Raw genomic sequence first — 19,911 nt, forward strand, 5'->3', positions numbered from 1 at the left:
CAGCGTCACTTTTTAAATAATAACGACTCTTTAAAGGCTAAGAAATGATTTCCTCAACTGAGAACCACACACATTCACCAATTATTGTGGCACTTGACTATGAAAATGCTAATGAGGCTTTGGCTTTTGTGGATCGCATTGACCCACGTGATTGTCGCTTAAAAGTAGGCAAAGAAATGTTTACTTTTAATGGCCCTCAATTTGTTAAGTCACTCCATGATCGTGGTTTTGATGTTTTCTTAGATTTGAAGTTTCATGATATTCCAAATACTGTTGCCCGAGCGGTTGCAGCTGCGGCTGAAATGGGGGTATGGATGGTTAATGTTCATGCAAGTGGTGGTGCTCGTATGATGGAGGCGGCACGCCAATCTCTTGAGCCTTATGGTAAAGAGGCGCCATTACTCACAGCAGTAACCGTATTAACGAGTATGGATGAATCTGACCTCATTGGTGTTGGGATTAACCTGTCACCAGCTGCTCATGCAGAGCGTTTGGCCTTATTAACCAAACAATGCGGGCTAGATGGTGTTGTTTGCTCTGCTCATGAAGCCCAACGTTTAAAACAAATTTGTGGTGCCGATTTCAAATTAGTTACCCCAGGTATTCGCCCAACGGGAAGTGATGTTGGGGACCAACGCCGCATTATGACACCACAAGATGCAGTGAAGGCGGGTGTGGATTATATGGTGATTGGTCGTCCGATTACGCGTAGTGAAAACCCAACTGCCACATTACAACAAATCAATCAGTCTATTGAAGGTTTGCTATGAATGATTCAAATAGTCGTCTTGTTTACAGTACAGAAACAGGGCGTATTGCTGAAGATAAACCCAAAATTGAAAGGCCTAAAGGTGATGGTATTGTGCGGATCCGCCGTGAGACATCAGGCCGTAAAGGAAAAGGGGTTTGTGTTGTAACTGGTCTTGACCTTGAAGACAGCGGATTAGCTAAATTAGCGGCTGATCTTAAAAAGAAGTGTGGCTGTGGCGGAGCTGTCAAAGACGGTAACGTTGAAATTCAAGGCGATAAACGTGATGTTATCAAACAGTACCTTGAGGCGAAAGGTTTTCAAGTTAAGTTAGCTGGTGGCTGATAGGTTCGAAAATTTTACTGTTTGTCATGAGTGGCTACTTAGAAAGCCACTCATTTTATAACGAAGAAGTGGTTAAATTGCTGCTAACTCAGCAAATAAAGCTGGGTTACGTTTAATGGCGATGAGTATTTTAGCTGCTAGCCCTGTTGGGTTTCGTCGTTTAAGTTCCCAACTTTTAATTGTATCGAGGCTAGTTCCTAGTGCATGAGCTAATTCGCTTTGGGAAACATTCAGTTGCTCTCGAATAGCTTTGACATCAGTAATTTCGTAACGAGTAACATTAGCGGCTTTTTGATGGCCTTGTTTTATTTCAACAGCTTCTTCTAAAGAGGCTTTTAATTCGTTGAATATACTCATTTTATACCTCATTTTTTAGTAATTTCGTTAGTTTCTTTAATTCTGCTTTTTCTAAGTCATTTAGCGTATCTTTGACATTTTTTGGATAAGCCATTATAAAATAAATAATTTCTGCTGTAGCTAGGAAATAAATAACTCGTACACTTGCACTTTTTCCTTTATTACCAGTTGCCATCCTAATTTTACGAAGCCCACCCGTTCCTTGGATGATATCGCCTTTATCTGGCCATGCGATAAGTTCATTTTGTAATATCCTAAGTTCTTCTTGTGTGGCGATAGATTGGATTTGTTTGGTAAAAAAGCTGGTTTCAATAAATTCAATTGCGTGACTCACAGGGTTCCCTCCCTTTGTATTAACTGCAAGTGTACTTTGTACACTTTTTGCCGTCAATAGTTTAATAGATTATCGGATATAAAAAATAAAATAGCGTTCATACTGAACGCTATTTTAGATTAAGGAGAGCGACTAAAGGATATTATGAGATTTATTTGCCTACTTGGTGTCCAATAATTCCGCCAATAGCCGCACCACCTACGGTTCCTATGGAACTTCCGCCTGTCAATACAGCGCCACCAACAGCTCCTACACCGGCACCAATCGCTGTGTTTTTATCGCGTTTAGACATATTTGAACAGGCACTGACGCTGATAGCGACAGTAGTTATCACCATGAATGATAAAATACGTTTGCTTACTGTGTTCATTTTAATGACCCTTAATACAGATTTAACAGTTAACAAAATATCATGATAGGTAAATTTACGAATAAGAATAATCAGGAAAAAATATGGAAAAGTGTTTGCAGTTTAACGTTTAATGCGAATTTTAGGTTGTAAAAAAGTAGATAGAAAAATAAAAGACCATAGGTTTCAAACTATGGTCTTTAAAGAGTAGCAGAAAAGCTGTTATTCGGCTGGTCTAGCGACGATATTACGTGTTTCCATACGAACTTCATTAATGGTGACATTGATAATATCGTTAAGTTGGTAAGCTATTTCACCTTTAACAAGTACATTACCTGTTTCTTGGCTACATTGGATCTCATCACGAACACTATGAATAAAAGGCGCAGGAACAAAAGCTACAGCACCATTATCTACCAAACGGACTCTTACGCCACCACGAGTGATATCAATAATTTCAGCTGGGAATTTGGTATCCGTACCTTCAAAAGGTTTTAAGTAACGAGAATAGAGCCAATCACCCACATCACGTTCAGCCATGCGGTTTGCACGACGACGTTCGGCTAACTTGATTGATAATTCTTCGGATGGCTTATTCGTTGAAGGTTTACCAGCAATAATAGATTTGATTAAACGGTGGTTGACGATATCGGTATATTTACGAATTGGTGAAGTCCAAGTCGCATAAGCTTCAAACCCTAAACCGAAATGCGGGCCGGGCTCAGCTTTGACTTCTGCGAAAGTTTGGTAACGGCGAATGCGGCTATCGAGGAATTGGGTCGGCTGTGCATCTAGTTGACGGCGTAGTTGGCGGAAGCCTTCTAGTGATAATAATGATTCAGCCGTTGTTTCAATGCCATTATCTTTAAGCGTTTGCACGACTTGGTCAATTTGTAGGGGTTCAAAGCCCATATGCACATTAAATACGCCAAATCCTAATTTTTCTTTCAGTACTGCGGCAGCACAGAGGTTAGAGGTGATCATGGCTTCTTCAACAATGCGATTAGAGCTGCGGCGACGTTCAGTCACGATATCAACCACAATTCCTTTATCATCTAATACAAAGCGGTAATCAGGGCGATCTTTGAACACGAGTGCATTGTTTTCGCGCCATAGTAAACGCCTATCTGCCATTTCTTTAAGCAGCAAAATTTGTTGTTTGTCAGTGTCATTTTCTGGCTGCCAACTGCCTGTATTTTCAAGCCAATCAGAGACTTCGTCATAAACTAATTTAGATTTTGATTCGACCCAAGCGCTGAAAAACTCAATATTATCGTCAATGCGACCATCTTCTTTGATGAGTGCAATGCAGACTAAAGCAGGGCGACGTTCATTTGGGCGCAAAGAGCACAGGTCGTCAGATAATTTGCGCGGTAGCATTGGAATATTAAAACCCGGTAAATAGTTGGTGTAGCCACGGGCTAAAGCCAGTTTATCGAGTTCGCTACCTTCTGGTATATAGCTTGTTGGGTCAGCAATAGCGATATACAGTTTTAAGTCACCATTATCGGTTTTTTCAACATAGAGTGCGTCATCTATATCTTCAGTACTTGCATTGTCTATGGTCGTAAAGTGCAAGTGAGTTAAATCAACTCGTTCAATACCTTGGTCATCACGTTCGCTATCAACCATTTGCGGTTCATTACGGTCTAATTGGTGACGGCGTAACGTTACCCACCATGGTGCAAAATGATCATCTCCGTCAGTGATAAACTCAGTAATTTCAGCGTAGAAGGTTTTATCGCCTTTTAATGGATGGCGTCGCATTTGTGCAACAACCCAATCATCTTGCTTAAACTCATGAGTAATGCCATTGATAGGACGGCAAGAAATCATATCCTTCAGTAATGGGTGATCGGGAATGACAAATAAACGGTTATCATTTTCTTTCTTTTGTATTTTCCCAACAAACCTATCTAAAAAAGGTTCTACCAGTTCTTCTGGTTCTGCAAATTCACGGTCTTTATCGGTATGAACCGCAGCAATAACACGATCACCATGCATGACCTTTTTCATTTGAGGAGGCGGAATGAAATAGCTTTTTTGGCCATCAACTTCGAGGAAGCCAAAGCCTTTTTCTGTACTTTTTACCAGCCCTTCGACGCGTGGGGTTTGGGCATGTAGTTTTTGTTTAAGCTGTGCGAGCAGTGGGTTGTCTTGGAACATACTTACCGTTTAATTAATATTGGGTTTGGCTCTATTGTTACGTAAGACAAAGTCTTAGAGCAAGGAAAAAATGCGTTACCGGCTAGATTCATGATTAAAAGTATCGTTTATCTATAACCTATTCAAAATAGTATCTTGGTCAATCTTCTGGATATATTTTATCTTTAAATTCGCATAAATCTTCGATAATACAAGAGCCACAGCGGGGTTTGCGGGCAATACAAGTATAACGTCCATGCAAAATAAACCAATGGTGACAATCTACTTTAAACTCTGCAGGTACAACTTTAAGGAGTTTGTCTTCAACTTCAACGACATTCTTACCAGGAGCAAAGTTAGTACGATTGCAGACACGGAAAATATGCGTGTCAACGGCGATAGTCGGCCAGCCAAATGCGGTATTAAGAACCACATTTGCCGTTTTGCGGCCAACACCCGGTAAAGCTTCTAAAGCCTCTCGGTTTTCAGGGACTTGGCTGTTGTGCTTTTCGATTAAAATTTGACAGGTTTTATAGACGCTTTCAGCTTTGGTATTAAATAAGCCAATGGTTTTAATGTACTCTTTTATTCCATCCACACCGAGTGCCATAATAGCTTCAGGCGTATTAGCTACAGGATATAGCTTTGCTGTCGCTTTATTGACACTCACGTCAGTAGCTTGAGCTGATAATAAAACGGCGATTAATAGCTCAAAAGGGGAGTTAAATTCTAACTCCGTTGTAGGGTGTGGGTTGTTATCCCGTAGACGAGTTAGAATTTCAATGCGTTTTGATTTATTCATTGCTCACAAAATATCGTTGTTAAGAAATATGGCTGCCGCAACCTTGCTGTTTTTCATATTCACGTTCTGGTTGAATACCAGATTGTCGTGCGGCTCTTTTTTTCATTTTTTCATCAATTAAGTATTTCGCAGCTAATAGTAGTGCTAGGCCAATGAAGGCACCAGGCGGTAGCATAGCGAGTAAAAATGGGGAATCAAGGTGTAACACTTCAATACGAAGGGAGGTAGCCCAAGAACCGAGTAACAAGTCAGCGCCATCAAATAAGGTCCCATTCCCTAAAACTTCACGAATTGCTCCTAGAACAAGCAAGGTCGCGGTTGCACCTAAGCCCATAGCAAACCCATCAAGGGCAGATAGCCCAACAGGATTACGAGATGCATAGGCTTCTGCGCGTCCAATCACAATGCAGTTGGTAACGATTAACGGAATAAAAATCCCAAGTGACTCATACAAACCAAAAGCATATGCGTTGATTAACATTTGTACCGCGCTAACAACAGAAGCAATAATCATCACATAAATAGGGATGCGAATTTCTGATGGCACCCAACGACGTAAAGCAGAAACGGCAACATTAGTACAAACTAAGACTAATGTGGTCGCTAAGCCTAGCCCTAATGCGTTGGTTGCTGTTGATGACACAGCGAGCAGCGGACAAAGCCCTAATAATTGAACTAATGCAGAGTTGTTTTTCCACAAACCTTGCACTAATAAGTCTTTAGATGAATCGCTCATTATTCGTCCCCACAGCGTGGATAATTCGATAATTGTTGTGGAATTTGTTGCATAAATACCGCAGTACGTTTAGTGGCATTGACGACTGCTCTGGGTGTAATTGTTGCTCCAGTAAACTGATCAAATTCACCTCCATCTTTTTTAACTGCCCATTTAGGGTCATTATCAGAGGTTATTTTTTTACCACTAAAATAAGTAATCCAATCAGATATTCGTGTCTCAATTTTGTCACCAAGCCCAGGTGTTTCATGATGTTCTGTAACACGAGTTCCCAGTACTGTACCGTGAAAATCTGTACCGACTAATAAATGTATAGCGCCTGAGTAGCCGTCTAATGCTGTTGTTTCCAAGGCAGCAGCAACAGGTTCGCCATTTTTACGGGCTAGATACAAGCGCCTAGGTTGTTTATTACCCAGTATGGCCTCATTAGTGACTAAATAACACTCTTTTGCGAGGTCGTTATCGTATAAATCACTTGGTATCACTTGGTCGAGTAGTTTTTTCTGAACAATAGCAGCTTGCTCAGCAATAGTCTCTTTCGTTAACGTGTACACAGCAGCACTAAGCGCAGTGGTTCCTGCTGCAAAGATGGCTAACGTTACCCCATGGCGTCTCATCGTGTTCAACATACGGTTATCCTTACTTATGTCCATGACCGTACGCACGAGGCTGCGTATAGTAATCAATTAATGGAACAGTAATATTGGCGAGTAACACGGCAAAAGCAACAGCGTCAGGGTAACCACCGTATACACGGATCACCCAAACAAGAAAACCGATAATCACACCAAAAATAATCCGTCCCTTAGGCGTTGTCGATGCGGTGACAGGGTCAGTGGCAATAAAAAATGCCCCTAGCATAGTGGCACCAGACAATAAATGAACCCATGGTGACGCATGTTGGCTATCATCAATTAAATAACTAACAATAGATAAAACTGCCAATGTACCTAAGAACGAAACCGGAATATGCCAGCTAATAATACGGCGCTGTAATAAGAACAAACCACCCACTAAATAGCCAATATTCACCCATTGCCAACCAATTCCCGCTAAGGAACCTTGTAAAATAGGTTGTTGTAATACTTCAGAAATAGAATGAGTCAGTAGGCCCGTTTTAAAGCTATCAAGCGGGGTCGCTTGGCTCATGCCATCAATGCCTGTACGTAGTTGCTCGAGGGTAATACCTGTTGGAGTATGGCCACTGAGAATAATGGATAGGCTATCAAGTGCAGAAATCGACATATTTTGTAATTCATGCGGAGGTAGCCAGTTTGTCATGTGAACAGGGAATGATATTAGCAAAACGACATAACCCACCATCGCAGGGTTAAAAGGGTTTTGCCCCAATCCACCATAACATTGCTTAGCAATCGTAATAGCAAAAAATGTCCCTAATACGATCATCCACCAAGGTGAGAGCGGAGGTAGGCTGATAGCTAATAATAATGCGGTCACAATGGCGGAATTATCTTTTAGTACAGGAACCACAGGTTGTTGGCGTAAACGAATAGAAACTGCTTCTGTGATAACCGCTGTTAGCACCGCTAAAATAATTTGGTATAAGGTGCCAACGCCAAAGAAATAAACTTGAGCAGCAATACCCGGTATTGCTGCTAAAAGTACCCAAAGCATCACTAAACTGGTGCTTTGATTGTTATGAGTAAATGGTGCGCTAGCAATTTTTAAACGGCGATTTTTCGCATCAATTGGCCTAAATTTCATCTCGTTGTCACTTACTCTGTAGTCGTTTGTTCATGTTGTTTTTGTGCTTGCTTTGCTTTTACTCGCGCGATCGCTGCGGCAACGGCAACTTTTCGAGGGTCGGTTTCCTCTTCAATGGGTTGTTCAGCGGCGGGTGTAAGCTCTTCTTGTGCGAGTTGTTCTGCTTGAGCTGCTTTTTTGGCTTTCGCTCGTGCAATGGCGGCCGCGACAGCCGCTTTACGTGGGTCAACCTCAGCGTCAGTGACCGTTACAGCAACTGGCTCAGTTGCAGATTGCGCTTGTGCGGCTTTTTTGACCTTCGCTCGTGCAATGGCGGCAGCGACAGCTGCTTTGCGTGGGTCAACCTCTGCATCAGTGACGGTGTCAGCGACTGGCTCAGTTGCAGGTTGCTCTTGAGCCGCTTTTTTGGCTTTCGCTCGTGCAATGGCAGCTGCGACAGCCGCTTTGCGCGGGTCAACCTCAGCATCAGTGACTGTGTTAGCGACTGGCTCAGTTGCAGGTTGCTCTTGAGCCGCTTTTTTGGCTTTCGCTCGTGCAATGGCAGCTGCGACAGCCGCTTTGCGCGGGTCAACCTCAGCATCAGTGACTGTGTTAGCGACTGGCTCAGTTGCAGGTTGCGCTTGTGCGGCTTTTTTGGCCTTCGCTCGTGCAATGGCGGCCGCGACAGCCGCTTTGCGTGGGTCAACCTCAGCGTCAGTGACGGTGTCAGCGACTGGCTCAGTTGCAGGTTGTTCTTGTGCGGCTTTTTTGGCTTTCGCTCGTGCAATGGCGGCTGCCACAGCGGTTTTGCGAGGATCATCCGTGGCCTCTATATCAGTAGGTTCTACTGGTGTATTGGCCAGTTTTTCCGCCTGTTTAGCACGTACTTGTGCTTTACGGGCTTCGCGAGCAGCAATCACAGCACTATTGTCTGGTAATTCACCGGAAACAATCTTAATCGGTTCGGTTGTCGCACTTTGTTTGGCTTTAACCCGGGCTAAAGCTGCATTAACGGCATCTTTATCCGCGCTATCAACTTGTACCGCGGCTTTTTTATGGCGTTCTTCTCGTGCTTGTTTATCACGTTCCATACGCAACTGTTTTGCTTCAAAACGCAATTTAGCTTCAGCAGCTCGGCGCTCTTCTTGAGCAATTTCACGAATTTCCGCTTTTTCTTGGCGATAATATTGCACTAACGGAATATTACTTGGGCATACATAAGCACATGCACCGCACTCTATGCAGTCAAATAAATTATGTTTTTGCGCTTTTTCGTGTTCATCCCCTTTACTGAACCAATAAAGTTGCTGAGGAAGTAACGCGGCTGGGCAGGCATCGACACATAACCCACAACGAATGCACGCTTCCTCTAGTGCTTTAGGTCCCATTTCTTCCATTGTGGGGACCAGTAAACAGTTACAAATTTTTACGACAGGGACATTCAGGTCGGGTAGGGTAAAGCCCATTAAAGGCCCCCCCATAATCACCATTTGTTCTGGCTCTGGGTTAAAACCGGATTGCTGTAATAGATGTTTAACTGGAGTCCCTAAACGAGTCCAAAAATTACCCGGTTTACTGATGGCTTCACCAGTAACGGTTACCACACGCTCAATCAATGGCTGGCCATCAACAACCGCGCGTTTAATGGCGACGACAGTACCCACGTTTTGCATTAACACACCAATTTGTGACGAACGCGCACCGGATGGCACTTCTTTTCCCGTCAAAATTTTAGTCAGCTGTTTGGCACCACCTGATGGGTATTTTGTTGGTATAACTCGGATGAATATTTGTTTGTCTTGCGAGGTGACAGCATGTTTTAGGGCACGGATAGCCTCGGGTTTATTGTCTTCAATACCAATTAATACTTGGTCTGGGGTTAATAAATGCTGTAAAACACGACAGCCTTCAATAACTTCCTGTGCATGTTCTTGCATTAACCTATCATCAGCTGTGATATAAGGCTCACATTCAGCTGCATTAATGATTAATGTTTTAATCGCATCTTGACCACCGGCCAATTTTGATGCGGTTGGGAAACCTGCACCACCGAGGCCGGCTATCCCAGCTTGTTCAATTTTTTGCAGTAATTCAGCACGGGTTAGTTGAATGTAATTAGGCTCTGGGGACAAAGTACACCATATATCATGGCCATCGGCTGCAATACGCACACACAATTCTTTTAAGCCTGAAGGGTGTGCCGTTACCATAGGTTCAATTGCAGTGATCACCCCTGAAGTTGATGCATGAACAGGTACAGTACGCCCAAGCCCTTTAGTCAATGGCTGGCCTTTTAATACGGAGTCGCCAACCTGAACAATTAGCTCTCCTTCCGGGCCCAAATGCTGTTGTAATGGGATAATCAGCTCATTGGGCACTGATGCAATACGCATCGGTGTTTGGCTAGATTGTAGCTTCATTTCAGGCGGATGGATCCCACCTTTAAAATCCCAAATATTATCTTTTTTCAACCAATTAAAGAGCTTAAGCATGAGTTTCACCTCTTGCTTTAGTGACAAGCTGTTCATTGGGTTCAACACTAATATTTTTTACTGGGATAGTGTTTAAATCCCATTTCCAATTGGCTGTAGTCGTTTTCACAGGAACAAGCTCAATACAATCTGTAGGACAAGGGGCGACGCATAAGTCGCAGCCTGTGCACAAGTCTTCAATCACAGTATGCATGGCGCGGGTTGCACCAACAATGGCATCAACAGGGCAAGCTTGAATGCATTTAGTACAACCAATGCAGTTTTCTTCGTCGATAATAGCCACTTTACGAACGGGGTTTTGAGCGGCTTCATCGCCATCAATCGGCTGAGGGTCGACATTAAGCAACTCAGCGATTTTTAGCATGACTTGCTCGCCACCAGGGGCGCATTTGTTGATCATTTCCCCATTATTTGCAACCGCTTCGGCGTAAGGGCGACAGCCAGGATAACTGCATTGACCGCACTGGCTTTGAGGCAATATTGCTTCAACTTGTTCGACAATAGGGTCTGCTTCAACTTTAAAGCGTAATGAGGCGTAACCTAACATCAGCCCAAATATCAGGCCAAAAACGGCTAATATACCGATAGCAATCCATACAGACATCATTAGAATTTCACCAAACCACTAAAGCCCATAAACGCGAGAGACATCAAACCAGCTGTAATTAGCCCAATTGATGATCCTTTAAATGGAGCTGGAACATTGGCAACAGCTAAACGTTCGCGAATAGCGGCAAATAAAACCATTACTAATGAGAAACCCACAGCAGCGCCAAAACCGTACACGGCAGACTGCATAAAAGTATGAGACATATTAATATTTAATAAGGCAACACCAAGAACCGCACAGTTGGTGGTAATTAAAGGCAGAAAAATACCGAGTAAACGGTAAAGCGTTGGGCTCGTTTTCCTGACCACCATTTCAGTAAACTGTACAACAACAGCAATCGCTAAAATAAAGCTTAGCGTCCGCAGATAGACAAGGTCGAGAGGAATAAGGACAAGTGTGTCAATCAACCAAGAACTGATTGACGCTAATGTCATAACAAACGTCGTTGCTAAGCCCATTCCAATGGCCGGTTCGAGTTTTTTTGAGACGCCCATAAAAGGGCATAAGCCAAGGAATTTAACGAGAACGAAGTTGTTAACCAGCACTGTTCCAACAAAGAGTAATAGATAATCAGTCATGCTATTGCCTGAAATGAAAAAAGAACAAAAACTGGCCGAAGCCAGTTAAACTATCATTATGATATCAAGCAATTTATGTGATGCTTATCGATCTTGTGTGAAAGTCATTTTCACACGTTGAGAGCGTTTTAGATAAGGGACAAAGAAACCCGCGCCAATTAAAGGCCATGCTAAGACCTGCAAAGCGGTTTCATCGTCAATAGGTGAAAATGCGAAGGTTTTTATACCTAATAATAACAAAATGAGTAGCCAAATAATAAAACGGCGGGGGAAATGCTTTGAGCGGGAAAACATCAGTTGCAGTACATGAATACTGAAAATAGTCATCCCAACAGCGATGGCAAATGACAGATACCAAGCGGCAGGAATAAAACTTGTCCAATGATCAACAGTCGTGACAATCTCATAAAATTTAATGCAATACATAACAGTCATACTGCAAACAGCTAAAAAGGTTAATAACAAATAGATCGCTGGAACTAATAGCCAGCCAGTGATGCGGTTAGCGTCATAAACTGAAGTCATAATTAATCAAACCCATTTTGGCAAATTCGCTGGACAATCTACAATCCTATCATAGATTTATTTGCCATTTCATTCCTTCTGATGGTACTTTTTATCTCTACCTGAGTTTATCGTTGTATGAGGTCTAAATGTCTAAACCAATTAAAGTCGCGATCATCGGATATGGCTATGCCAGTAAAACATTTCATGCTCCCTTCCTTGGTATTTTAGAAGGGTATGATTTAACAACGATTTCTAGCAGTGACCCGAGTAAGGTTAAGGCAGATTGGCCAAATATTCATGTTGCCGCCTCTCCGGAAGCTGTTTTTGCTGATAAAGATATCGAACTAGTCGTTATTCCTACGCCTAATGATACTCACTTTCCTCTTGCTCAAGCGGCATTAGCAGCAGGGAAGCACGTCGTTGTCGATAAACCATTTACATTAGATGTCTCACAAGCAGAACAATTAAAACAACAAGCGGAGCAAGCAGGAAAATTACTGTCGGTTTATCATAACCGCCGATGGGATTCAGGTTTTTTAACAGTTAAAAAAATATTAGAAGAAGGTAAGCTAGGCGATATTAAATATTATGAATCACATTTTGACCGTTATCGTCCGCTAGTTAGGCAACGTTGGCGTGAAGCTGATATTCCTGGAGCAGGTATTTGGTACGACTTAGGGCCGCACTTGTTGGATCAAGTCCTGCAGTATTTTGGTAGGCCTTTAGGGATCAGCGTTGATCTTGCTATGATCCGCCCTAATGCACAGGCAGTGGATTACTTTCATGCCGTTTTGCAATATGCAGATAAGAAGGTTGTATTACATGCAACAACATTAGCTGCTGCACCAACACCGATATATGTTATTCATGGAATGAATGGTAGTTATGTTAAATATGGTTTAGATCCCCAAGAAGACTGTTTAAAAGCTGGCCAACGACCAGAAGGGACTGATTGGGGAGTTGATACCAATATGGGGAGCGTGACGTTGTCACAAGGTGATGAGCTTATAACACAATCGTGGCCAAACCAACGCGGTAATTATGGTGGTTATTATCAAGGGATATATGATGCGATTCGCCATGGTAAACCAAACCCCGTCACACCGAGCGAAGCAATAGATATTATGAAGCTTATTGAAGCAGGTATACGTTCGGCAAAAGAAAAACGCACAATCGAAGCAATATTTTAACGTCATTAACGCACACTATAAGGCCAGTTAACATAACTGGCTTTTATTATGGATAATCGAATGAATTTGCTAGCTAAACTGAGAATCGACCCATTTTTACTTATCATGATTGGCGTTGTCATTCTAGCCAGCCTTTTTCCTTGTGAAGGCGATATAAAAACGGGGTTTCAATATTTAACTACTGCTGCAATTGCATTATTGTTCTTTATGCATGGGGCTAAGTTATCTCGTGAATCAATAATGGCAGGGATAGGGCATTGGCGTCTCCACCTCTTGGTTTTTGCGAGTACATTTATTGTATTTCCTATCGTAGGCTTAGGGCTTGCGGTGATTGTACCTAAATGGATGTCACCTACCGTATATATGGGCTTTTTATACCTATGTGCTTTACCTGCAACTGTACAATCAGCAATTGCTTTCACCTCGGTGGCCGGGGGAAATATTGCCGCGGCTATTTGTAGTGCATCAGCGTCAAGCATTCTTGGGGTTTTTCTTTCACCAATCTTAGTTGGTTTATTGATGGATGCTGATGGCAGCCAAGCCATGGATACGCTCAATGCAATAGGGTCTATTTTAATGCAATTGATGCTGCCATTTGTTGTGGGGCATTTATCTCGACCATTGATTGCCAATTGGATAAACCGGAATAGAAAATTAGTTAATATGACTGACCGGTCTTCAATATTATTGGTTGTTTATGTGGCATTTAGTGAAGCGGTTGTCGAGGGGATTTGGCAGAAAATAGACGCATTTTCACTCTTTATGATTGTGGTTGTCACTTGCGTTATTTTATTTATTATCATTGTATTCAATACATTGGCTGCACGGTTGCTAGGTTTTAGCAAAGAAGATGAGATTACTATCGTGTTTTGTGGCTCGAAAAAGAGCCTAGCTAACGGAGTCCCAATGGCGAACGTCTTGTTTCCTGCTGCGACAGTAGGGGTCATCTTATTGCCACTGATGATTTTCCATCAAATACAACTTATGGTCAGTGCTGTACTTGCACAGCGTTATGCTAAACGATTATCGACCAAATAAGCACAAATATTGAGGGGATTAGTAACCCCTCATGTTTTTTGCTGTTTATTTATAAGGGTACTTATTTAGTTACAACATACAATAGGGCTTTATAATTGATACATTAACAACAGTGTTTATACGTTAAGTATAAAAAAGCTAACTAGAGAGGGAGTGATTGGTAAATGATGACGGTCTATTGGTGTGTAAAGAGATGTGAAATGTTTGAGAGAGTTATCAGGGTTATAATAAATACCCTGATAACATTTAAATTAACGGGTAGCGGCTTTATGTAAGAGCGCTTTTTTCTCACTTTCAGATAAAAATGCCATACTTAGGCCATTACGTTGCGCTTGTTCTATTTCTGCTGAAGTTAAACCTGCTTGCGGGGCTGCAACTTCATACTCATAGCGTAACTCAATACCTTGAACTGCTGGGTCATCTGTATTAATTGAAGCCAATACACCTTGTTGCAAAAAGGTTTTTAATGGGTGTTGAGCAAGGGATGGCACAGTGCTTGTTTGAATATTTGATGTTAAACAGCTTTCCATACCAATTTGATGTTTTACTAAATATTCAATTAAAGCAGGGTCTTCTATTGCCTTTACACCATGGCCAATTCGTTGTGCACCTAATACATTGATAGCATGCCAAATACTGTTCGCTCCAGCCGCTTCACCTGCATGAACAGTGATATTTAACCCTGTATCTCTAGCTTTGATAAAGTGTGACTCAAATAACTCTCCAGGGAAACCTAGTTCATCTCCAGCTAAATCTAAAGCACATAAGTGATGACGATGAGCTAATAGTCCTTGTAATTCAGTTGTACAGGCTTGTTGGCCAAAAGTACGGCTCAAAATTCCAATTAAATTAATTTTAATGTCGAATTGTTGGCACCCAGTACGCACGCCATCAATAATAGCTTCAACGACACCTTCTACAGGTAGCTGGTGTTTCATTGCCATATAGTATGGAGAGAAGCGTAGCTCTGCGTAATCGATACCAGCATTAAAAGCATCTTCGACATTTTCAAATGCCACACGGCGGCATGCTTCTAAATCTGCTAAAACAGCGACTCCCCAATCGAGTTTTGCTAAGAAACCGACTAAATCAGCTTCTTGTCCTATAATTTGGACGTGAGGGCGCAAAGCTTCAAGTTCTGTCGCTGGTAATTGAATGTGATGCTGTTCTGCTAAGGAAAGAATCGTTTCTGGGCGGATATTGCCATCAAGGTGGCGGTGTAAATCGGTTAAAGGTAAATGTGTTTTAATCACGGAATGATCCTTTATCTATTTTCTATCCTCATTTTGGCTTTTATTTTTCCAAATGCAATTCCAAATCACGAAAAATGTGAAACGTGATCAATAATTACATTTTAAGTGTGATGTATCTCACACTTAAATGGGTGTCAAATAAAAAAGCCAGCTATATGGGTTCACTTCACTTCATATTAACTGGCTTTTGTGACTACATTGTATCGATTAGATTAATTAGTTAGCTGGCGCTGCATCTTGTGGTGCTAATTCAGGCTCAACTTCCATTTCTGGTGCTGGTTCTGCATCTGGAGCAGGTACAGCTTCATATTCTAATGCATCTTCTGGGTTAGACATCACTTTCATCTTAGTGAGGAACTCAGCTAAGGTATATTTGTCATTATTGAATGTCAGGTCATTACCTGCAAATTTGATAGTCATAGTTAAATCATTTTCGCTATCAATCATCCAAGGTGATTTTTTCTGTTTAGCTTTTTCAGCACGTTCTTCATCTGTCATAAACATTTCTTCAAATGGAGAAGAGAACATATCTGAAGTCAGCATTTGCTGAACACCTTCAAATTCAGAAGTAACCATACCTTTCATTTCTTTCTTAGTTTCAGCATTAACTGGAACACCTTGATCTAAAATCATTGCTTGAGTCATTGATTCGATCATCATTGGCTTGTTCAGTTTTAAATTGAAATCAAAAGAAGTAATGAGTTGCTTGATAGCTTCATCAACTTTGTTAGACATTGCTAACGCAGTAATTTCATCTTGGTTCCATTTATTAAATGTGATGTTTAGGTCAACTGAACTTTGGCCAGCTTCATTTTTCCAGTAGAAGGGGCTAACAGTGAATACAGGCTTGCTTTTCATTAGCTCTGGCAATGTTGTAGACATCATTTCCATCGCTAAACGCTCTGTTGCTTCAGTTGGGTCACCATTAGCTAAGCCTTGAGCTAATGCTTCATTATATTGTTCAACGAATTTACCTAATGCTTTAGCATCTAATTTTTCAATAGCAACAGTCAGTTCGCCAGAACCTAAGTTTTGCTCTAATGCCTTTAAGTCAGAGATGCTATAAGAAATATTCCCTTTCACATCTTCGCCAGTAATAGAGGTGTCGCTTGAAATTTTGAAATCTTTAAAAGAAAATTTAGTTTCAGGAATGTTGAAATCTGTATCAGCAATAACAAATGACTGGGTTCCAGTGTAGAAGCCATATTGTGATTTTGTTACATTAGAGACTAATTTTAAGCCTTTTAATGTCATAGATTCAGAGTTATCTTTTTTACCAATAACTAAATTATCAGTGACTAAAGTTGCATCAACGGCAGCAAGATCAGAAGTTGTTGATACATCAAACTTAGAACCACTGAAAGATAATGAAACGTCATCTTTCTTATACTCGACAGGGATCAGCTCTAAATTGGTATCAATACTTTTGCTATAGCCAATGACAGCAGAACCATGAATAAATGGTTTACCTTGAGTCGCTTCGAATAATTCTTTTGTCGTCGCGTTGTTAGCTAATTCAATTTGCGTCGCTGCTAATTTTGGTAATAAATTAAACTTAGCGACTTGTGATAATGGGAATGGACCGTGGTCAATATTCGTTTTGAATACAATTGAGTCTTCTGGTGATACTGAATCCGCAGAGGTGATTACGATATCTGCTTTAGATGAAAAAACACCTTTTTCATAATTTTCTACTTTAAAATTCAAACCTGACTCAGGCACATTTACAGCAAAAAAATCGTTGGTTTTGAGAATTACTCTATCAAGTTCATCTTTTACTTTAGAACCTGTATACCATGAAGCTCCAGTCCACACTGCCCCCAGAGCAACAATAACACCAACCGCGACTAATGACTTTTTCATTATAAACATCCATCCTTTCAGCACGTTATTGCCGTACTTATAAATTTATAAAAGTTTTATATAATCGTCTTCATACAATGAAGACGGTTAAATACAGAATATGACACTATTTGTTAAATACCCGGGCTAGTTTGCCACTGCCATTAATGGTTATGCTTTTCTCATAAGCAGGCAAGAAAACAGATTCACCTGAATTAATGCATATTTCATCATTACTAGAATGTAAAACTAACTGGCCTTCAATACAGAACAAAATTGAGGCACTATTGTTAGATAGCGCAACTTCCGAGTGGGTTATAGAATATATATTAAATGCAAAATCTTCTACTGGAATATTATATTTCCAGATATTTCCAGATTTTTCGGGAATACTTAATAAATCCTTTGCAAACGTAGGCTTAAAGTCAATGTTAGCAATCAGCTCTGGGATATCTATGTGCTTATTTGTTAACCCAGCACGCAGTACATTATCTGAGTTTGCCATCACCTCTAACCCAACACCTTCTAGATATGCATGTGGCGTTCTGGCATATAAAAACATCGCTTCACCAGGTTCTAATTCAACGATGTTAAGAAGAAGAGGGGTAAATAGCCCATTATCTTCAGGATATAGGCTAACCATTTGCTTTATTGAGTTCCATGGCTCGCCTTGTCGGCTGTTTAAAGCGGCTTTCAATACGCCAAGTGCTAAATCTTTTTGTTCACCTGTTAAATTAAGAATTTGTGCAAATAAACGAGATAACTTTTCTTTTGTTGGGTCTTGAACAAATAATTGGATATCAGGATGTGCAGCTGAAACAAAATCCAGTAATTGCGCGATTTCATTCAGTGGGCGAAACGCGTTCATTGCCTTAAAAGGTGTTAACGCAAAGATTAATTCAGGTTTATGGTTGTCATCTTTATAATTGCGTATTGGGGAATCTAGTGGGATGCCAGCCGAATTTTCTTTAGCAAAACCAACTTCAGCATAAGTTTTGTTTGGATGTACTTGAACAGACAACGGTTGAGCAGCACATAACACTTTAAATAAATAAGGTAAACGATGATAAGTTTGTGCGACATGCTGACCTAAGTAGGCTTCAGGATCACTTTCAATTAAGGCGTTAAGTGGAATACTTTGATTTTTTTCCGCATCGAGAACTTCGGAGCTTGCTTTTGGATGAGCACCCATCCAAAGTTCAGCCATAGGTAAGCTATCAGGGTTTGAAATCCCATATAACTTAGTCAGGGCCGTTTTACTGCCCCAGTCATAGTTTTGGACTTTGTTTATCATTTTAAGCATAGCAAAATTCTCTTTTTCATAAAAATCAACTGATTTCCTTTTCACTACAATACAATAAGCTCGACCAAGTCTCATAAATGAAATTCAATTTGTGGCATTATACTGCTCGGTTATTTGCTTACCTGCAAGCAGATGATTCTAAAATCAATTATTCTGTGTATGTACCTAAGGAGATAGTAATGGCAGCCACTCGCATTGAAAAAGACTCAATGGGACCAATTGAAGTACCTGCTGACCAATTGTGGGGCGCGCAAACGCAGCGTTCTTTAGAACATTTCCGTATATCTGTAGAAAAAATGCCTGTTGCGTTAATTCACGCACTCGCTATCACTAAAAAAGCCGCTGCTAGTGTTAATATGGATCTTGGATTATTAGCTAAAGAGCGCGGCGATGCAATCATTGCTGCTGCTGACGAAGTTTTAGCTGGTAAACATCCAACGGAATTTCCTCTAGCTATTTGGCAAACCGGTTCTGGTACGCAAAGTAACATGAACATGAACGAGGTTTTAGCTAACCGTGGTAGCGAAATTCTCGGTGGTCAACGTGGTAATGATCGTCTTATTCACCCTAATGATGATGTGAATAAAAGTCAAAGTTCAAATGATGTTTTCCCAACGGCAATGCACGTTGCTGCGGTCGTCGCAATCCGCGAACATCTTCTCCCTGAACTGAAAATTTTGCATCAAACATTAGATGCAAAAGCGAAAGAATTTAAAGATATTGTAAAAATCGGTCGTACTCACTTGCAAGATGCAACCCCGTTGACGCTAGGCCAAGAAATTTCAGGTTGGGCTGCAATGTTAGCGCATAATGAAAAACACATTGAAAATTCTGTTCCTCATGTGTGTGAATTAGCGCTAGGTGGTACAGCAGTAGGGACTGGTTTAAATACGCATCCTGAATATGCGGTACGTGTTGCGAAAAAAATCGCAGAATTAACTGGCCAACCATTTGTTACGGCACCTAATAAATTTGAAGCATTAGCAACTTGCGATAGCCTTGTACATGCACATGGTGCTTTAAAGGGCTTAGCTGCCTCTTTAATGAAAATTGCCAATGATGTTAGGTGGTTAGCATCTGGTCCTCGCTGCGGTATTGGTGAAATATCTATCCCAGAAAATGAGCCAGGCAGTTCAATCATGCCAGGTAAAGTAAACCCTACACAGTGTGAAGCACTGACTATGTTATGTGCACAAGTTATGGGGAATGATGTTGCTGTTAACATTGGTGGGGCATCCGGTAATTTTGAGCTGAATGTATTCCGCCCAATGCTAATTGATAATTTCTTACAGTCTGTTCGCTTATTAGCTGATGGTATGCGTAGCTTTAATGAGCATTGTGCGATTGGAATTGAACCAAATCGTGAGCGTATTGAAAAATTACTTCATGAATCGCTAATGTTAGTGACAGCTTTAAATACTCACATTGGGTACGATAAAGCCGCAGAAATTGCTAAAAAAGCGCATAAAGAAGGACTGACGCTGAAAGAATCCGCATTGAAATTAAACTATTTAACAGAAGAACAGTTCAATGATTGGGTTCGTCCAGAAGATATGGTTGGCAGCATGAAATCTTAAG

Annotated in this window: 20 protein-coding genes; 5 read left to right on the plus strand and 15 right to left on the minus strand. The window is 41.1% G+C overall.

The features are described from left to right. The first annotated feature begins 44 nt into the window (after positions 1–44). Positions 45–770, plus strand: coding sequence for an orotidine-5'-phosphate decarboxylase (gene pyrF, locus PZ638_RS10435; protein WP_112307124.1), 726 nt, complete (start codon positions 45–47; stop codon positions 768–770). Then, complete coding sequence (gene yciH / locus PZ638_RS10440; RefSeq protein WP_164455614.1) at positions 767–1,093, plus strand: stress response translation initiation inhibitor YciH; 327 nt, start codon at positions 767–769, stop codon at positions 1,091–1,093. The genes pyrF and yciH overlap by 4 nt, the downstream gene beginning before the upstream one ends. Positions 1,094–1,165: 72 nt before the next feature. On the opposite strand, the gene nadS is transcribed toward yciH, so the two are convergent. The 12 genes from nadS to PZ638_RS10500 form a co-directional block, all read right to left on the minus strand. Continuing rightward, positions 1,166–1,450, minus strand: a complete 285-nt coding sequence (gene nadS / locus PZ638_RS10445) for a NadS family protein (RefSeq protein ID WP_096863771.1) — start codon at positions 1,448–1,450, stop codon at positions 1,166–1,168. Position 1,451: 1 nt separating this feature from the next. Further along, positions 1,452–1,784: a type II toxin-antitoxin system RelE/ParE family toxin gene (locus PZ638_RS10450; RefSeq protein ID WP_036957715.1), complete on the minus strand. Its 333-nt coding sequence runs from the start codon at positions 1,782–1,784 to the stop codon at positions 1,452–1,454. Between the two features lie 151 nt (positions 1,785–1,935). Continuing rightward, the gene (osmB, locus tag PZ638_RS10455; RefSeq protein WP_110591747.1) at positions 1,936–2,154 is read right to left on the minus strand and encodes an osmotically-inducible lipoprotein OsmB; all 219 of its coding nucleotides are present in this window, start codon (positions 2,152–2,154) and stop codon (positions 1,936–1,938) included. A gap of 201 nt (positions 2,155–2,355) precedes the next feature. Then, positions 2,356–4,299: an exoribonuclease II gene (locus PZ638_RS10460; RefSeq protein ID WP_094960544.1), complete on the minus strand. Its 1,944-nt coding sequence runs from the start codon at positions 4,297–4,299 to the stop codon at positions 2,356–2,358. 139 nt (positions 4,300–4,438) lie between these two features. Beyond that, complete coding sequence (gene nth / locus PZ638_RS10465; RefSeq protein ID WP_004254236.1) at positions 4,439–5,080, minus strand: endonuclease III; 642 nt, start codon at positions 5,078–5,080, stop codon at positions 4,439–4,441. Positions 5,081–5,099: 19 nt separating this feature from the next. Further along, entirely contained in the window at positions 5,100–5,816 is a 717-nt protein-coding gene (locus PZ638_RS10470) for an electron transport complex subunit E (RefSeq protein WP_094960545.1), read from the minus strand. Further along, positions 5,816–6,445, minus strand: coding sequence for an electron transport complex subunit RsxG (gene rsxG / locus PZ638_RS10475; protein WP_036957719.1), 630 nt, complete (start codon positions 6,443–6,445; stop codon positions 5,816–5,818). Before rsxG ends, PZ638_RS10470 begins: the two co-directional genes overlap by 1 nt. A gap of 10 nt (positions 6,446–6,455) precedes the next feature. After that, on the minus strand, positions 6,456–7,541 hold the full coding sequence (rsxD, locus tag PZ638_RS10480) for an electron transport complex subunit RsxD (RefSeq protein ID WP_004254245.1): 1,086 nt from the start codon (positions 7,539–7,541) through the stop codon (positions 6,456–6,458). An 11-nt stretch (positions 7,542–7,552) separates the two neighbouring features. Continuing rightward, positions 7,553–10,012, minus strand: a complete 2,460-nt coding sequence (gene rsxC, locus PZ638_RS10485) for an electron transport complex subunit RsxC (protein ID WP_311972565.1) — start codon at positions 10,010–10,012, stop codon at positions 7,553–7,555. Next, entirely contained in the window at positions 10,005–10,619 is a 615-nt protein-coding gene (rsxB, locus tag PZ638_RS10490) for an electron transport complex subunit RsxB (protein WP_004254251.1), read from the minus strand. Before rsxB ends, rsxC begins: the two co-directional genes overlap by 8 nt. Continuing rightward, entirely contained in the window at positions 10,619–11,200 is a 582-nt protein-coding gene (gene rsxA / locus PZ638_RS10495; RefSeq protein ID WP_004254254.1) for an electron transport complex subunit RsxA, read from the minus strand. Before rsxA ends, rsxB begins: the two co-directional genes overlap by 1 nt. 84 nt (positions 11,201–11,284) lie before the next feature. Continuing rightward, the gene (locus PZ638_RS10500; protein WP_094960548.1) at positions 11,285–11,725 is read right to left on the minus strand and encodes a DUF2569 domain-containing protein; all 441 of its coding nucleotides are present in this window, start codon (positions 11,723–11,725) and stop codon (positions 11,285–11,287) included. Positions 11,726–11,853: 128 nt separating this feature from the next. Here PZ638_RS10500 and PZ638_RS10505 point away from each other — a divergent pair, with 128 nt between their 5' ends. Beyond that, on the plus strand, positions 11,854–12,897 hold the full coding sequence (locus PZ638_RS10505) for an oxidoreductase (RefSeq protein ID WP_144140066.1): 1,044 nt from the start codon (positions 11,854–11,856) through the stop codon (positions 12,895–12,897). A gap of 60 nt (positions 12,898–12,957) precedes the next feature. Next, a complete protein-coding gene (locus PZ638_RS10510) occupies positions 12,958–13,935 on the plus strand; it encodes a bile acid:sodium symporter family protein (protein WP_094960550.1) in 978 nt (325 codons plus the stop codon). Positions 13,936–14,186: 251 nt separating this feature from the next. Here PZ638_RS10510 and add read toward each other — a convergent pair whose 3' ends face one another. From add to manA, 3 genes are all read right to left on the minus strand, one after another. Next, positions 14,187–15,188, minus strand: coding sequence for an adenosine deaminase (gene add, locus PZ638_RS10515; protein WP_144140064.1), 1,002 nt, complete (start codon positions 15,186–15,188; stop codon positions 14,187–14,189). Positions 15,189–15,404: 216 nt separating this feature from the next. Further along, positions 15,405–17,051, minus strand: coding sequence for a YdgA family protein (locus PZ638_RS10520; protein ID WP_226617032.1), 1,647 nt, complete (start codon positions 17,049–17,051; stop codon positions 15,405–15,407). 106 nt (positions 17,052–17,157) lie between these two features. After that, positions 17,158–18,333 carry a mannose-6-phosphate isomerase gene (manA, locus tag PZ638_RS10525; RefSeq protein WP_036957724.1) on the minus strand — a complete coding sequence of 392 codons (1,176 nt, stop codon included), beginning with the start codon at positions 18,331–18,333 and terminating at the stop codon, positions 17,158–17,160. A gap of 179 nt (positions 18,334–18,512) precedes the next feature. Between manA and fumC the strand changes: the two genes are divergently transcribed. Beyond that, positions 18,513–19,910 carry a class II fumarate hydratase gene (gene fumC, locus PZ638_RS10530; protein ID WP_036957725.1) on the plus strand — a complete coding sequence of 466 codons (1,398 nt, stop codon included), beginning with the start codon at positions 18,513–18,515 and terminating at the stop codon, positions 19,908–19,910. The last annotated feature ends 1 nt before the right edge of the window (position 19,911 follow it).

Origin of the sequence: Providencia hangzhouensis, assembly GCF_029193595.2 — a bacterium.
GTDB lineage: Bacteria > Pseudomonadota > Gammaproteobacteria > Enterobacterales > Enterobacteriaceae > Providencia > Providencia hangzhouensis.

Excerpts from the sequence above, each read along its gene's own strand:
- pyrF (WP_112307124.1), top strand. The coding sequence starts at position 45 with ATGATTTCCTCAACTGAGAACCACACACATTCACCAATTATTGTGGCA.
- yciH (WP_164455614.1), top strand. The coding sequence starts at position 767 with ATGAATGATTCAAATAGTCGTCTTGTTTACAGTACAGAAACAGGGCGT.
- nadS (WP_096863771.1), bottom strand. The coding sequence starts at position 1,450 with ATGAGTATATTCAACGAATTAAAAGCCTCTTTAGAAGAAGCTGTTGAA.
- osmB (WP_110591747.1), bottom strand. The coding sequence starts at position 2,154 with ATGAACACAGTAAGCAAACGTATTTTATCATTCATGGTGATAACTACT.
- PZ638_RS10460 (WP_094960544.1), bottom strand. The coding sequence starts at position 4,299 with ATGTTCCAAGACAACCCACTGCTCGCACAGCTTAAACAAAAACTACAT.
- nth (WP_004254236.1), bottom strand. The coding sequence starts at position 5,080 with ATGAATAAATCAAAACGCATTGAAATTCTAACTCGTCTACGGGATAAC.
- PZ638_RS10470 (WP_094960545.1), bottom strand. The coding sequence starts at position 5,816 with ATGAGCGATTCATCTAAAGACTTATTAGTGCAAGGTTTGTGGAAAAAC.
- rsxG (WP_036957719.1), bottom strand. The coding sequence starts at position 6,445 with ATGTTGAACACGATGAGACGCCATGGGGTAACGTTAGCCATCTTTGCA.
- rsxD (WP_004254245.1), bottom strand. The coding sequence starts at position 7,541 with ATGAAATTTAGGCCAATTGATGCGAAAAATCGCCGTTTAAAAATTGCT.
- rsxC (WP_311972565.1), bottom strand. The coding sequence starts at position 10,012 with ATGCTTAAGCTCTTTAATTGGTTGAAAAAAGATAATATTTGGGATTTT.
- rsxB (WP_004254251.1), bottom strand. The coding sequence starts at position 10,619 with ATGATGTCTGTATGGATTGCTATCGGTATATTAGCCGTTTTTGGCCTG.
- rsxA (WP_004254254.1), bottom strand. The coding sequence starts at position 11,200 with ATGACTGATTATCTATTACTCTTTGTTGGAACAGTGCTGGTTAACAAC.
- PZ638_RS10500 (WP_094960548.1), bottom strand. The coding sequence starts at position 11,725 with ATGACTTCAGTTTATGACGCTAACCGCATCACTGGCTGGCTATTAGTT.
- PZ638_RS10505 (WP_144140066.1), top strand. The coding sequence starts at position 11,854 with ATGTCTAAACCAATTAAAGTCGCGATCATCGGATATGGCTATGCCAGT.
- PZ638_RS10510 (WP_094960550.1), top strand. The coding sequence starts at position 12,958 with ATGAATTTGCTAGCTAAACTGAGAATCGACCCATTTTTACTTATCATG.
- PZ638_RS10520 (WP_226617032.1), bottom strand. The coding sequence starts at position 17,051 with ATGAAAAAGTCATTAGTCGCGGTTGGTGTTATTGTTGCTCTGGGGGCA.
- manA (WP_036957724.1), bottom strand. The coding sequence starts at position 18,333 with ATGCTTAAAATGATAAACAAAGTCCAAAACTATGACTGGGGCAGTAAA.
- fumC (WP_036957725.1), top strand. The coding sequence starts at position 18,513 with ATGGCAGCCACTCGCATTGAAAAAGACTCAATGGGACCAATTGAAGTA.